Genomic DNA, 13,707 nt, shown 5'->3' on the forward strand with positions numbered 1-13,707 from the left:
TCATGACAATTCGAACGGCGCTGATTGGATGCGGTAAAATCGGGCAAAAGCACTTGCAAGCGCTTGTCCACCAACAAGCCCTAGAGTTAGTCGCAACGGTGGATCCGGACCGGGCGAAAGCCGACGCAGCGGCCGTGGCTTTTGATGCGGAGGCTTTTGATGACGCCTTGGCGGCATTTGACGCAATGGATCTTGATGCCGCCATTATTGCAGCCCCTTCAGGATTGCACCGAGCCTTGGCCTTCCAAGCCCTGGACCGGGGTCTTCACGTCATGATTGAAAAGCCACTTGCATTGTCGTACCACGATGCACAAGCTATTGTTGACTATGGACGTCAGCGCGGCGTGGTCGTTGTCGTGACCCAGTTTAATCGCATGTTACCCACGGTCAGCAAATTATTGGCCGCTCATCAAGAAGGACGGCTGGGACGAGTGGTGAACGGCGGCGTGGCCGTTCGGTGGGCCCGTCCCCAGTCGTATTATGACGAGGCACCTTGGCGGGGCACCTTTGCCATGGATGGAGGCGTTTTGTTTAATCAAGCGATTCATGCCTTGGATGTGCTGTTACAAGTGATGGGGCCCGTTGATGAGGTTTTTGCCCATACCGCGACGTTGACACATGCTATCGAAGCGGAAGATACGGTAGCTGGCAGCTTGCGGTTTGTGTCGGGGGCCTTGGCGTCGGTTGTTGCCACGACGTGTGTACCGCAAACCAATTTAGAAGAGCGCATTACGGTGGTCGGTGACCAAGGCGTCGTGATGATTGGCCCAACTGTTCAGCAAATCGCAACATGGCGGGTCGGGACGGATGACGAAGCGGCTGTGCGTCAAGCCATCTTGGACCTGCCTTCCCGACCTAGCTGGCAAAGTCATCATGACGCATTGCAGGATTTTGCCGAAGCGATTGTCCGTCAGACGCCGGCTCGGTTGGATGCCGCCACGGCGCTGCCCAGCATCCAGGTCATTGAAGGACTCATGCGCTCCGGACGCGAGGGGCGAGTAGTCAAGATGGATGAAATCGCAAGGAGTTGACTCATGACAAACCATCAACAAGGCCTGCATTGTGTCATTGAAGAAGGGGCACGCATTGGCCAGAATGTGACATTAGGTCATCATGTCATCGTGCATAAAGACGTGGTGATTGGAGACAACGTGGTGATAGGCGATGGGGCAATTTTAGGGAAAGCCCCAGCCCGCAGTAAAACCAGCAATTTGCATACCGGGAACTTAGAACCCCTAATCATTGGGGAGGGCACGGTTATTGGGGCACAGGCGATTTTATATCGAGGAGCCAAGCTGGGACGGGACTGTTTTATTGCGGACCAAGCCGTTATTCGCGAGCGCTGTATATTGGGCGCGTATGTGGTCGTCGGACAGCGGTCGACGGTTGAAAATGACTGCACCATCGGAGATTATACGAAATTGCAGACGGCCGTGTATTTAACGGCTCACACAACCGTGGAAGATCACGTTTTTATTGCGCCGATGGTGACCACCACGAATGACCCCTATGTGGCGCGTACGGAAGCGCGCCATGATGCCATATTGGGCCCGACGATTCACCGGGCTGCACGCATTGGCGGTGGCGCCGTGATTTTGCCGGGTATTCACGTGGGGCAAGAAGCCCTCATCGCAGCTGGAGCCGTGGTCACGCGAGACGTCGCAGCGTATCGGCTGGTTATGGGCGTTCCTGCACGAGTTGTGCGCCAAGTGCCAGAAGAACAGTGGATTTTTTGGCCCGATGGCAGTCATAAGGAGACATTGGTGCCTCCTGGTCGGGCTAAGGATGAAGCGGGCGGCAAAGCCTAGCCCTGTGTCGGCAAATTTGAGCAGAAGAAGGAGGAGACGGCGCGGCTTTTCGCATGGTTCGCGGCCGTAAATACGTTATGAATATCCCGGCTTTTACCTTGTCTAGACAAATTCAGGAAATTGGACCGGCCGTGGAAGAGGCTATGCATGAGGTGGTCAACTCCGGACAGTTTATTTTAGGTCCGCAGGTGCAAGCGTTTGAAGAGCGCATCGCGCAAATGACGGGAACAGGGTATGCTGTGGGGGTAGCGAATGGATCCGATGCCTTATATTTAGCGTTACGGGCTGCGGGCGTTGGACCGGGTGATGAAGTCATCACCACGCCGTTCACATTCTTTGCAACGGCAGGAAGTATTTTGCGAACAGGCGCGAAACCGGTCTTTACCGACATTAATCTGGATACCTTTAATATGGACCCGGATCAAGCGTCGGCTCGGATTTCCCCCCGGACCCGAGCGATGCTCCCGGTCCACTTATTTGGGCTGATGGCCGACATTGACGCCTTGCGCCAGCACTATGCGGGGGTGATTATTGAAGATGCGGCCCAAGCGATTGGCGCAACACTCCGCAATAAGCCTGCTGGGAGCGTGGGTGATCTGGCGGCCTTCAGCTTTTTCCCGACGAAGAATTTAGGCGCTTTTGGAGATGCGGGAATGGTGACGACGACGAATGACCAATGGGCAACCATGTTGCGGTCGCTACGCGTCCATGGGTCACGCCAAAAATATCACCATGAATGGTTAGGCATCAACTCGCGTTTGGACGCGGTGCAAGCCGCCGTATTAAACGTGAAGCTGAATTATTTGGCGCACTGGACGACCAGGCGACAGGAAATCGCCGAGCGCTATCGTCAAGGATTTGTGGAACGGCGCGTTAGCGATATTCACCTTCCCAGTGTTCCCCAAGGATTTAGCCATGTATTTCATCAATATACGATAAGGGCCGAAGCCAGAGACCGATTGAGCGCCTATCTAAAGGATCGGGGTATTGGTACGACGGTCTATTATCCCTTGTCGCTACACCTGCAGCCAGCTCTGCGAGACCTTGGCTACCGGCTAGGAGACTTCCCGCGCAGCGAACAAGCGCAAGATGAAGTACTCTCCTTGCCCATGTTTCCGGAATTGACCGATCAAGAGGTCGATTACGTGGTCCAACAAATTGCGGCATTTTATCAGGGTGGTTAGGCATGATGAAAGTGGTCACCATCGTAGGCGCCAGGCCCCAGTTTATTAAGGCGGCGGTCGTTTCACCGAGGCTACGGCAAGTCGCCCACGAAGTGTTGATTCATACGGGTCAGCATTATGATCAAACTCTCTCGACCGTTTTCTTTGAGCACCTTCCGATTCCTCACCCGGATTATACGTTGACAGCCGGCTCCGGGACGCACGGTGTTCAGACAGGGCGGATGCTGGTGGATCTCGATCCGATTTTACAACGGGAAGCGCCTGATTGGGTGATTGTCTATGGGGATACCAATAGTACCGTGGCGGGCGCGTTGGCAGCGGTTAAAATGGGGATACCGGTTGCGCATGTCGAGGCAGGGCTGAGAAGTTTCAACCGCTCGATGCCAGAAGAAATCAACCGCGTCATGACTGACCATATCGCGACACGGTTATATTGTCCAACGCAGCAGGCGGTGCACAATCTCGCGCAAGAAGGGATTCGCTCGGGGGTCAAGCTCACCGGAGACGTCATGGATACCCTGGTTGACCAAACCCCAGATAATCTTGCGGTTCTTAACCGGTATGGAATAGATTCGGGGCAATACATTTTAGCCACCGTGCACCGCGCCCAGAACACGGATGACAGCGGACACTTGCATAGCCTGTTACAAGCCTTTATGGCCTTACCCAAGCCGGTGTTCTGGCCGATGCATCCAAGGACACGGCAAAAAATACACGAATTTCAGCTCGACGCCTTATTAACCCCGCCAATTATGGTTGTTGACCCCGTAGGCTATCAGGAGATGATTACACTCGAACGGCATGCCTATGCGGTTGTGACAGATTCTGGCGGCGTGCAGCGCGAAGCTTGCCGCGTGGGAACCCCCACTTACATTTTGCGTGAAGAAACAGAGTGGGGAGAGCTCGTGGCAACAGGGCAAGCGGTCTTAACCGGGTGGCGGACCCATGACATTGTTACGGCCGTTCTGGAACAGCGGGCGCGTCCAAAACCTGCGATCCACGCCTATGATCCCGTGGCGATGATTCTCGAGGATTTACTACGCAAGGAGGAATAGCATGCGCGCACAATTTTTGCCGTACAATTTGCCGGACCTGGGAGAAGACGAAGAAGCCGCGGTACTCGAGACCTTGCGCAGTCATTGGATTTCACGGGGACCGCAAACCGACTTATTTGAGCAGGACTTATCGGCGTATCTTCAAGGGGCTACGGTGGTTGCCCTGTCATCGTGTACTGCAGGTATGCACTTGGCGTTATTGGCACTAGGGATTGGCCCTGGAGACGAAGTGATTACCACGCCTTATACCTTTGCAGCATCTGTCAATGTGATTATTCATGCAGGCGCAACGCCGGTGTTAGTAGACGTCGAAGAGGACACCGCTAACATTAATATGGCGCAGGTCGAAGATGCGCTGACCGAACGAACCAAAGCGATTTTGCCAGTACATTATAGTGGACATCCGGTTGATCTATCGGCATTGAACCGCTTGCGTGACACTTATCATCTTCCCATTATTGAGGATGCGGCCCATGCTTTAGCCAGCACCTATGACGGGAAAAAGGTGGGGACATTTGGCAATCTGACCTCATTTTCTTTTTATGCCACGAAAAACCTCACCACTGGCGAAGGGGGGGCACTCGTGGTGCCAGATGAAGAGCTTGCCCAGAAAATCCGCGTCTTGTCTTTGCACGGGATGTCGCATCATGCGTGGAACCGGTATGGCGAATCGGGATCATGGGTGTATAGCGTGGAGGCCGCCGGATTTAAATATAACATGACTGACATTCAAGCCAGCTTGGGACGTGTACAATTGGCAAAACTCACACGCATGCAAGCAAAGCGGCGCTGGATCGCAGAGCAATTCCATCAGGCGTTTCGTGATTTGCCCGTGATATTGCCGGCCCAAAGGACAGGGGTGGAACACGCCTGGCACCTCTATCCTTTGCGGCTGCAATTAAGTGCCTTGCGCATCAGCCGTGCAGAGTTTGTAGAGGCCTTGAAGGCGCGCAATATTGGGGCCTCTGTTCACTTCATTCCCATTCATTGGCACCCTTACTACCAGGAGCGTTTTCACTGGCAACCGGGCCAGTTTCCTGTAGCCGAGCGGTACTTTAATGGAGAGGTTTCCTTGCCTTTATATCCGTCCATGTCTGAGCAAGATGTGGATGACGTGATTGCTGCCGTCCGTGAGATTCTCTTATCGCATCTCAAATGATTCAGCGCAAGATTAAAAGAGGTCTCGATATTATCTTGTCCTTGGTCGCCTTGACCTTGCTGTCGTGGCTTATGGTGATATTGGCGTTATGGATTCGGTGGGATTCAAAGGGGCCAGCTTTTTACGTCCAAACGCGTATTGGGCGCCACGGGCAGCCATTTAAGATGTGGAAATTTCGTACCATGCAAGTTGGCGCGGATATCCATTGGACGGCGCCCAGCCCTGATGAGGCGCTGACCTACCGATTTCAAGATCATCAGGACTGGCGCATTACGCGCCTTGGCAAGTGGTTGCGGCGCACATCGTTGGATGAATTGCCGCAGCTGTGGAATGTCTTGACCGGTTCCATGTCCCTGGTGGGACCAAGGCCAGAAATTCCTGAAATGGTGGCGCTGTATCCGGCGTATGCGCATGCTCGTCATAACGTTCAGCCAGGGATTACGGGGCTGGCTCAAATTATGGGACGAGGCGATCTGACCTTAGAGGAAACGCTTCAGTGGGACCTCTGGTATTGTGAGCACTGGACGCTGTGGTTGGACGTGAGGATTTTATTCGGCACCATTGCCTCGGTCTTTAAAAGACAAGGGGCGTATTAACCAGGCGGCGTGGGAATCCACTATAGCCAGCGACCGCATTATACGGTATCTTGGTCGGTGAACATTTTTTGGCCGAAATGAGACAGTGAAGGGATATCAGGCAATGGATAAATGGCTGCAATTGTTTTGGGGATTTTTTAAAGTGGGCATATTGGGCTATGGCGGCGGGCCCGGTTCAATTTCACTCATTCAAGCCATTTCCGTGAATGGTTATCACTGGATGGACAATACCCAATTTGCAGAGATGCTGGCTATCGGCAATGCCTTGCCAGGCCCCATTGCGACTAAGTTAGCGGCATCCATTGGATGGCAGGTTGGCGGGGTTGTGGGCGTGATAAGTGCCTTGGCCGGAGTGATATTGCCTTCATTGTTGCTGATGCTGGGCTTATATCAATTTATGCTGGCGAATAAGTCTAATCCCTATGTCGTGGGTATCATTCGCGGGGTCAAGCCCATTGTCATTGTCTTGTTGCTTAGTATTATTTTGGATTTTATTCCTGGAACCTTCCCGAAACATCGTTATATTCTGCCACTCGTGTTTTTTATTGTAGGGTTTATTGCGATTCGGGGGCTGAAATTGTCACCAGTATTGGTCATTGTGGCCTCCATGATCTCTGGTGCATTGTTCTTGCGGTAGTGTTTTTGCGTGTTCATTAACCTTAACGTTAGAGTATGATATAGATAAGATAGTGCGCCGAACAGGAGGTGTTGGGGTTGGAACCCACTCATGAAATGCAGATCGGGGAACTGGCCCAGATTTGTCAAACTACGACACGCACCCTCCGATATTACGAAGACATAGGGCTTATCGAGCCACTGCGGCGACTCGACGGCGGATTTCGTGTCTATGGACCGGAAACGGTGACGCGTATCCGTCATATTCAAGAGCTCAAGGAATTATTAGGCTGGTCCTTAGAAGAAGTGCGCGGAGTCGTGCAAGCAGAAGATGCGGTAGAAAGCTTGAGAAGCCAGTATCGTCAGTCTCGTACGGATCAGGAGCGGTTGGCGGTTGTCAAACAAGCCACGGGCATCATTGAAGGACAATTGGCGAGAGTCGAAGAACGCATAGATCGGCTTGCCCAAATGCGCCAGCGGCTTCAAGCGAAACTAACGCGGTATGCGGAGTTAGAGGAGGAATTGGCGGCACATATCCGCAGCCAGGAGGGATCGGTATGACCGGTAACAGAGGAAGCAAATACAATGTACTGGCGGTCACAAGTTTGGGCGCCTTGCTTTCGGCATTGAATTTCAGCACTTTGATTATTGCCTTGCCGGATCTTATTCGTAGTTTGTCCATATCCTTATTATCCGCGATGTGGATTATGATGTCGTACATGGTAGCCCAAACAGTGATGGTTTTAATGGCGGGCAGCCTGGCTGACCGCTTTGGGCGGCGGCGCTTGTACATTGTGGGGATGATGATTTTTACGGTGGTGTCCTTGGCCGCAGGGTTTGTGGATCAGGCGCCATGGTTAATCGTGTTGCGTGTGTTTCAAGGCATTGGTGGGGCCATGCTTATGGCAAACAGTGCCGCCATTGTTGCGGATGCGTTTCCGAAAGAAGAATTGGGCCGCGCGTTGGGCATCAATGTAATGGTTGTGGCTGTGGGCCAGATTATTGGTCCTGTGTTAGGCGGCTGGCTGACCACCGATTATGGGTGGCAATGGACGTTTTGGTTTAATGTGCCATTTGGAATCATTGCGGTCATTCTGGCGCTATTGGTGCTGGGATGGGCCAACGCGCGCGGAGAAGGAAAACCCAAGACCTTTGATACCATGGGGGTTATAACATACCTCATTGGGGTCACGGGCCTTCTTATTGCCTTGACGTGGGGAGCCGTAAAAAGCTGGCAGGATCCCGCTGTCTATGTAGGATTTGGGGCTTTTATTGTGTTCATGCCATGGTTTTTATGGAATGAAGCGAGGGCCTCTGCTCCTATTTTGCATTTAGGACTGTTTCGCAATCGGACGTTTGGATTTGGCAATCTCTCGGCTTCCTTGCTATCCATTGCCCGCATGGCCATCTTGTTTTTGTTAATTTTCTATTTCCAGGGACCAAAGGGCGATACCGCGTTAAAAGCGGGAATCTTGGCCATCCCTTTGGCTTTGGGCATGTTGGTCTTGTCGCCCATTTCAGGCTGGATGTCGGACCGTTTTGGCCCGTTATTGCCAACAACCTTAGGAACGGTATTAACGGTCGTGGGCTTAGGCGGTTTGGCCCTCGACATCCGTCTTGACACGCCTTATTGGCACTTGGCGCTGTGGATGCTGATTTCAGGTTTTGGGTCGGGACTCTTTAATTCGCCTAACTCCAGCAACATTATGAATGCCGTGGGCATCAAACACCGTGGAGAGGCCTCTGGGATTCGGTCGTTAACTACCAACACCGGTATGTTGATTTCGATAGCCTTTTCGTTAGTCTTGGTGACGCGCAGTATTCCTCGTCCCGCGATGTTGGCGATTTTTGCTGGCACTGTCCGAGGCATTCCTCAAGGGGCACGCGCTGCTTCGGTTACAGGCTTTATTCAAGGACTGCACTTGGCGTTTTGGGTGATGGCGGGCATTGCCTTGTTGGCCACAATTTTATCCATTCTGCGCGGTTCAGGGTCCAAGACGAAGGCGGTGGACCCAAGGTTGGTGGAAGCGATCTTGTTAGGACAAGAAGCCAAGCGGTTGTTGTCGACCAAATCGTGGAACGCGTTAAGCGCGGGAGAGCGCGCCTTGGTGCAGTTGGCCCAACACGAACTGCATGCCGTTTTAGGACCTTCGTCGGTGACGCGGGTGTCTTCGCCCGAGGATAAAGGAGCCGACAAAGCAGACGCTGTCCGCTCATTACGTCGCCAAGCGAAATAGCCCATGCGAAGTCTGGTGAGAGCGCCTGCTCTCACTTTTTTTTGTCGCGGGGTTCATCCATCATTATGAGGGATTTTCAATTTTGATGGCAGACAAGCCACCTAAAGCAATGGCGGCAATGACTAGCCCGTCACAGGTCCAGAGCAGCGCGTTGGGAGCGGTCACAAGACGGGTGGTTAAGCCGTAGATCCAGACCAAGGCCTCTGAAGCCAAAATGGCGGTCAAGGTGGGGGAGGCGTGGGGCCAAAGACGGCGAACCAAAAAGAGGATAGCATGGACAAGAATAACCAGGCCCGCGGTTGTTCCTAGCATCGACCATGTCAGCATGACAAGCACCTTCTTTCGAAAACGGTCAACAAGATCTTTTTGCACGCTATGTTTGTGTTGGCCCCGATGTGCATGGGCTCAGGCACTGTTGTGACATTTATCTTTGCACAGGCATTCTAATACAAGCCACGCTTCCGATATATTAAAGGGAGGAAGCTCGCAGCTAGAAGGATGGGGCCAAAGCGCAGGTAATCAACCTTTGGGCGGGAGGCTGAATTCCGATTTCGAACTGTCGGAATTATTAATAGTATGGTATACTGTAAGCAACCTGTAGCACCTTCCCTCGTGAAATTCCTCTTTCCTTTACTCTGCCGGTCTCTGTTTCTGTTCCCGTGAACGGAGGGATGACCATGAATCTTTATGATCAGAAAGGCGAGCTCGATCGTCAGTGGTATTTGCGTAAACTCAACCAAGCTATCAAGGCAAAACTGCCGGAATTGATCACACAAGAGGCAGTCATGGGCAGCGCTCCCGATCAGCGCATCCGTATCGCGGTTAGGAAGCTAGAAGAACCGGATTTCCGCTACCAACCTCCGACAGGACAGGGCCAGGGGAAGGGAACGGGGCCTGGCAATGATGGTGGCGAAGACGTGGTATGGATTGAGCTGACCACAGAAGAAATTATGGACTTATTGCTGGATGACCTCAAATTGCCGCGGTTGGAAGATAAACCTCGGGGTGTATTACATGGCGAAGAAGACCGTTATGACGATGTCACGACCCATGGACCGTGGGCGAATATTGACAAGCGCCGCAGCTTGTACGAGGCGGCAAAGGCAGGCCGAGACTACCTTCAAGAAGATGATTTGCGTTACCGAAGTTGGAAAACCTATCCCAAACCGATTACGTCGGCCGTGATTACCTTAGTGCGTGATGCCTCGGGGTCTATGGATGAGTCGAAGCGCTATTTGTCCAAGTCGGCGGCGTGGTGGCTCGTGCAATGGATTCGCAGACAATATCAGCACGCCGAAATACGGTATTTTTTGCATACCACAACGCCTGTAGCGGTTGACGAAAAGGATTTTTTCAACCGTGAAATTACGGGCGGTACAGCAATCCTCTCCACGTATCAGACAATCTTGCAGTTATGGGACGACGAGTTTCCCCATGATGATTGGAACCGGTATTTGTTGCACTTTTCGGATGGCGATATCTGGTCCGACTATGGCCGGGAATTAATCGAGACGATTCAAGCGATTTTGGCGACGTCGTCTATTTTGGGGTACTTTGAAGTCGAAGGCCATAAAGGGGTTTCCCCTCTTTGGTCTCTCTTTCGCAAAAGTGCCGAGTACCAAGGGCATTTTCACCCGGCCATGAGAATGGCCAAAATTGACCACAAAGATCACATTCTTCCCGCCATTCGTATGGTCATTGATGAGAAAAACCGTCTACAATAACGCGATGACCGTCTGCAGGACCTGGAGGTGAGTGCAATGGTCCACGGAACCCTTGAAGACTGGGTCGCAGAGATGGATCAGCTCGTGCATACGCACCAGCTGCAACCTTTGCCGACTGAATTTCACATGGTGTCCGATGAAGACATTTATACGTTGTCCTCGTATTTTGTGCCGGGACGTTATCGGCATTGGACGCATGGGGAACGGTACTGGATCGCCAAGCAGCGCGATGAGCAAGGCATGGGACGCATTTATGAGCTGGTTGTTAACGGAGACCCGGCGTTAGCCTATCTATTGGACAAAAACGCGGATGCCTATAACGTCTTAGTGATCGGTCATGTCTTAGGACACACGGACTTCTTTGCACGAAATCGGCATCTTAGCCGTGTTCGGAGGACCAATGTGGGCATGTGGTTTCGCGAACATGCCGAGTGGCTGGAAAATTTGCATCGTCAACGCAGTTTTTCCCGGGTGGAGAAACTGATTGATGCGGCGCATACCCTAAGTCAACTCGTGGACCCTTATTACCGAGCGCCCGAATTGCAGACCATGCCGCCAGCTTCGCCTGTGCGTTCTCCCTCATTTGACTGGGTCAAGCAGCTCTACGACGAGGAACCACCGGATACGGAAGATGACAGCAGCTATATTCCGCGATATAAGATGTGGCCTGCAACGCAGGACGTCTTGGCTATTGTCGCGGATTTAGGCCACTTAGGCGAAGAGGAACGGATGGCATTACGCATGTTGCGCGAAGAAATGCTTTACTTTCAGCCTCAAGCGCAAACGAAGTATATGAACGAAGGCTGGGCGACATTTTGGCACGTGCGGTTGACGCGAGAGTTCTCCCTTTGGGACGAACAAGACCATATTGAGGCTATGCGGATGCATGCGTTGGTGACCCAAAGCCATCATTTCTTTAATCCCTATTATTTCGGATGGACCTTGTGGGAACTCATTGCGGAGATGCACGGCTTAGCGACATGTTTTCAAATTGTGGAGGACCAAACGGACCAGCAATGGGTCAATCAATGGATTACTCCAGACCTCGTGAAGTTGGCCCAAGACCGCAATGTTTGGCCGCTAGAACGGCCGCGCGATCCCAATGACCCGTCCAAGGGCATGGAATATTATCCGGCCCAAGATCTCGCTCGCGACGTGCAAAAGGCTTTTATGCCGGACACACCAGAAATTTTTGTCGAGCAGATTGATGCACAAAACCATCGCCTCGATCTTGTGTATCATGGCGAGAAGCCGTTGCACAAGGAATATACCCAGGACGTCCTCAATGCCATTGCCTATTTGTGGGGCGGCGACGTGATGCTTACGAGCCTACACAAAATCTGGTACGGCAACGAAGCGGATTGGAGAAGGAGGGATTGATATGGCACAGTTTGATACGGGATGGCTTAGCCTGCACCAACCCCCGGCGGGGGCATGGACATGGGAAGGAACATTTGCCGACTACCTTCAAAAGGTGCAAGAGACTCCTTCCATCGCTGATCTCGCCCATGCCCGCATCTATCGCATGATTATGTCTCATGGAGTCGAAAAGCCGGAAAATCAGGAGACACCCCGGTATCTATTTTTCAGTCAAGAGCTTTTTGGGATTGATGACACGATAAATGAAATCGTCGAGTACTTTGCCGCGGCGGCCCGCGGCATGGACATTCGTCGCCGAATCTTGTTGATGATGGGAAGTCCTGGCACAGGGAAGTCTACCATTACCGCCATTCTTAAAAAAGGCATGGAAGAATATTCGCGGACGGATGCGGGCGCCTTATTTGCTATCTCCTTCTGTCCCCAGCAGGAAGAACCGTTACATTTGCTGCCTGAGGCGGCGCGCCGGGAATTTATGCAGGCGACGGGGGTGAGCATCGAAGGCGACCTCTGTCCCTATTGCCAGTGGATGGTGGATCACGAATATCAAGGGCGTTTGCAAGAAGTGCCGGTTAAAAGAGTCTTAATTTCGGAATCCCGCCGGATTGGCATTGGCACGTTTGCCCCCTCCGACAGCAAGGTGCAAGATATCAGTGAACTGGTGGGATCCATGGATCTGTCGACCATTTCTCGCTATGGTTCGGAGTCAGATCCTCGGGCGTACCGTTTTGATGGAGCCTTTAATGCGGCGAACCGGGGCATTATGGAGTTCATTGAAATGTTGAAAGCCCAGCCTGATTTCCTGCATGGGCTGTTGACTTTGGCGCAAGAGCGGAAGATCAAGGTAGGACGGTTTGGTCTGTTTGATGCCGATGAAGCCATTATTGCGCATACTAACGAAAACGAGTTTGAGCGGTTTGTTAGTAACAAAGCGTATGAGGCCTTGCATAACCGGGTCTTGTTGATCAAGGTGCCGTATAATCTGACCGTGAGTCAGGAAATGCGGACATACCAGAAAATGATGAACTTGACAGGGGCTGATTTAGGCAAGCATATTGCGCCTAATACGTTGAAAGTGGCAGCGATGTTTGGCGTTGGTACCCGCCTAAGCCGCGATGCCAAATTCTCCGTCAAAGAAAAGCTCACGCTGTACGATGGCAAAGAACTGCCTGATGTGCAGCAGCGGGAAATCAATCGGGTGCGGGAACTTGCGCGTAAGCAAGGAGAGGGATTTCAAGGCATCTCGCCGCGGCACATTTTGGACGCCTTGTCGTACGCCATGGCGAGTGACAAAGATGTGTGTGTGACACCGACAGCTATGTTGCGCGCAATTCGCGAAAGCTTTGAACAGCATATCACTCAAGTTAAGAACCAGGATCTGCTTGAAGCGTTGAAGGCGACCCATGAGTTATATGACGAAGCTGCGAAAAATGAAATTCAGCGGGCTTTTGTCGATTCATTTCAAGATGCGGCGCAATTGCTTTATGATAACTATCTCGAGCATGCCGAGGCACGGATTATGCACACGACGGTGAAAGATCCGGTAACCGGGGAAGAAGTCGAGCCGAACGAAAAGATCTTGCAAGACTTGGAAAAGGCATTGGGGATCAGCGACGCAGCAGCGACCGCCTTTCGCCAGGAAATGGTGAATAAATCGGGAGCCATGGCTCGCAGGGGCCAATCGCTGAGTTGGGATTCACACCCCAAGATGAAAGAAGCGATCGAAAAGAAGCTATTTGCCGATGTGGCGAATTTAGTCAAAGTGACGACGTCGACGAAAGTGTTGAATGACCAACAGAAGAATCGTGTGATGGAAGTCAAGCGCCGTCTCATTGAAGACATGGGCTATTGTGATCACTGTGCGCAAGAACTCTTAGATTATGTTGGCTATTTGCTGACGAAGTAACCGCGAGGGTGGTGCGAGGAGCCTTGTACAATGCTCTAAGCGAGCG

13 protein-coding genes are annotated in these 13,707 nt (G+C 52.3%); 12 read left to right on the forward strand and 1 reads right to left on the reverse strand.

Going from position 1 to position 13,707, the window contains the following annotated elements:
• Nucleotides 1-2 precede the first annotated feature (2 nt).
• The 9 genes from CO251_RS10110 (at nt 3) to CO251_RS10150 (ending at nt 8,654) form a co-directional block, all read left to right on the forward strand.
• Nucleotides 3-1,031 carry a Gfo/Idh/MocA family protein gene (locus CO251_RS10110; RefSeq protein WP_103375693.1) on the forward strand — a complete coding sequence of 343 codons (1,029 nt, stop codon included), beginning with the start codon at nt 3-5 and terminating at the stop codon, nt 1,029-1,031.
• A gap of 3 nt (nt 1,032-1,034) precedes the next feature.
• Nucleotides 1,035-1,808 carry an acyltransferase gene (locus tag CO251_RS10115; RefSeq protein ID WP_103375694.1) on the forward strand — a complete coding sequence of 258 codons (774 nt, stop codon included), beginning with the start codon at nt 1,035-1,037 and terminating at the stop codon, nt 1,806-1,808.
• A gap of 53 nt (nt 1,809-1,861) precedes the next feature.
• Nucleotides 1,862-2,992 (forward strand): DegT/DnrJ/EryC1/StrS aminotransferase family protein, encoded by a 1,131-nt coding sequence (locus tag CO251_RS10120; protein ID WP_242968536.1) that lies wholly within the window; start codon nt 1,862-1,864, stop codon nt 2,990-2,992.
• Between the two features lie 2 nt (nt 2,993-2,994).
• Entirely contained in the window at nt 2,995-4,047 is a 1,053-nt protein-coding gene (wecB, locus tag CO251_RS10125) for a non-hydrolyzing UDP-N-acetylglucosamine 2-epimerase (protein WP_242968537.1), read from the forward strand.
• A gap of 1 nt (nt 4,048) precedes the next feature.
• Nucleotides 4,049-5,206 carry a DegT/DnrJ/EryC1/StrS aminotransferase family protein gene (locus CO251_RS10130; RefSeq protein WP_103375695.1) on the forward strand — a complete coding sequence of 386 codons (1,158 nt, stop codon included), beginning with the start codon at nt 4,049-4,051 and terminating at the stop codon, nt 5,204-5,206.
• Nucleotides 5,203-5,802 carry a sugar transferase gene (locus CO251_RS10135; protein ID WP_103375696.1) on the forward strand — a complete coding sequence of 200 codons (600 nt, stop codon included), beginning with the start codon at nt 5,203-5,205 and terminating at the stop codon, nt 5,800-5,802. Before CO251_RS10130 ends, CO251_RS10135 begins: the two co-directional genes overlap by 4 nt.
• A gap of 103 nt (nt 5,803-5,905) precedes the next feature.
• Nucleotides 5,906-6,439: a chromate transporter gene (locus CO251_RS10140; protein ID WP_103375697.1), complete on the forward strand. Its 534-nt coding sequence runs from the start codon at nt 5,906-5,908 to the stop codon at nt 6,437-6,439.
• A gap of 77 nt (nt 6,440-6,516) precedes the next feature.
• Entirely contained in the window at nt 6,517-6,978 is a 462-nt protein-coding gene (locus tag CO251_RS10145) for a MerR family transcriptional regulator (RefSeq protein ID WP_103375698.1), read from the forward strand.
• Nucleotides 6,975-8,654 (forward strand): MFS transporter, encoded by a 1,680-nt coding sequence (locus CO251_RS10150; RefSeq protein ID WP_103375699.1) that lies wholly within the window; start codon nt 6,975-6,977, stop codon nt 8,652-8,654. Before CO251_RS10145 ends, CO251_RS10150 begins: the two co-directional genes overlap by 4 nt.
• A 63-nt stretch (nt 8,655-8,717) precedes the next feature.
• Here the strand turns inward: CO251_RS10150 and CO251_RS10155 are convergent, their stop codons facing one another.
• The gene (locus CO251_RS10155) at nt 8,718-8,981 is read right to left on the reverse strand and encodes a hypothetical protein (RefSeq protein ID WP_103375700.1); all 264 of its coding nucleotides are present in this window, start codon (nt 8,979-8,981) and stop codon (nt 8,718-8,720) included.
• Nucleotides 8,982-9,331: 350 nt separating this feature from the next.
• On the opposite strand from CO251_RS10155, the gene CO251_RS10160 reads away from it, so the two are divergent.
• The 3 genes from CO251_RS10160 to CO251_RS10170 are packed head-to-tail and all read left to right on the forward strand — an operon-like array spanning nt 9,332 to nt 13,661.
• Nucleotides 9,332-10,378, forward strand: coding sequence for a DUF444 family protein (locus CO251_RS10160; protein ID WP_158246284.1), 1,047 nt, complete (start codon nt 9,332-9,334; stop codon nt 10,376-10,378).
• Between the two features lie 36 nt (nt 10,379-10,414).
• Nucleotides 10,415-11,758 (forward strand): SpoVR family protein, encoded by a 1,344-nt coding sequence (locus CO251_RS10165; protein ID WP_103375702.1) that lies wholly within the window; start codon nt 10,415-10,417, stop codon nt 11,756-11,758.
• A 1-nt stretch (nt 11,759) separates the two neighbouring features.
• Nucleotides 11,760-13,661, forward strand: coding sequence for a PrkA family serine protein kinase (locus CO251_RS10170; RefSeq protein ID WP_103375703.1), 1,902 nt, complete (start codon nt 11,760-11,762; stop codon nt 13,659-13,661).
• Nucleotides 13,662-13,707 lie beyond the last annotated feature (46 nt).

Source organism: Sulfobacillus sp. hq2 (assembly GCF_002903155.1).
Lineage (GTDB): Bacteria > Bacillota > Sulfobacillia > Sulfobacillales > Sulfobacillaceae > Sulfobacillus > Sulfobacillus thermotolerans.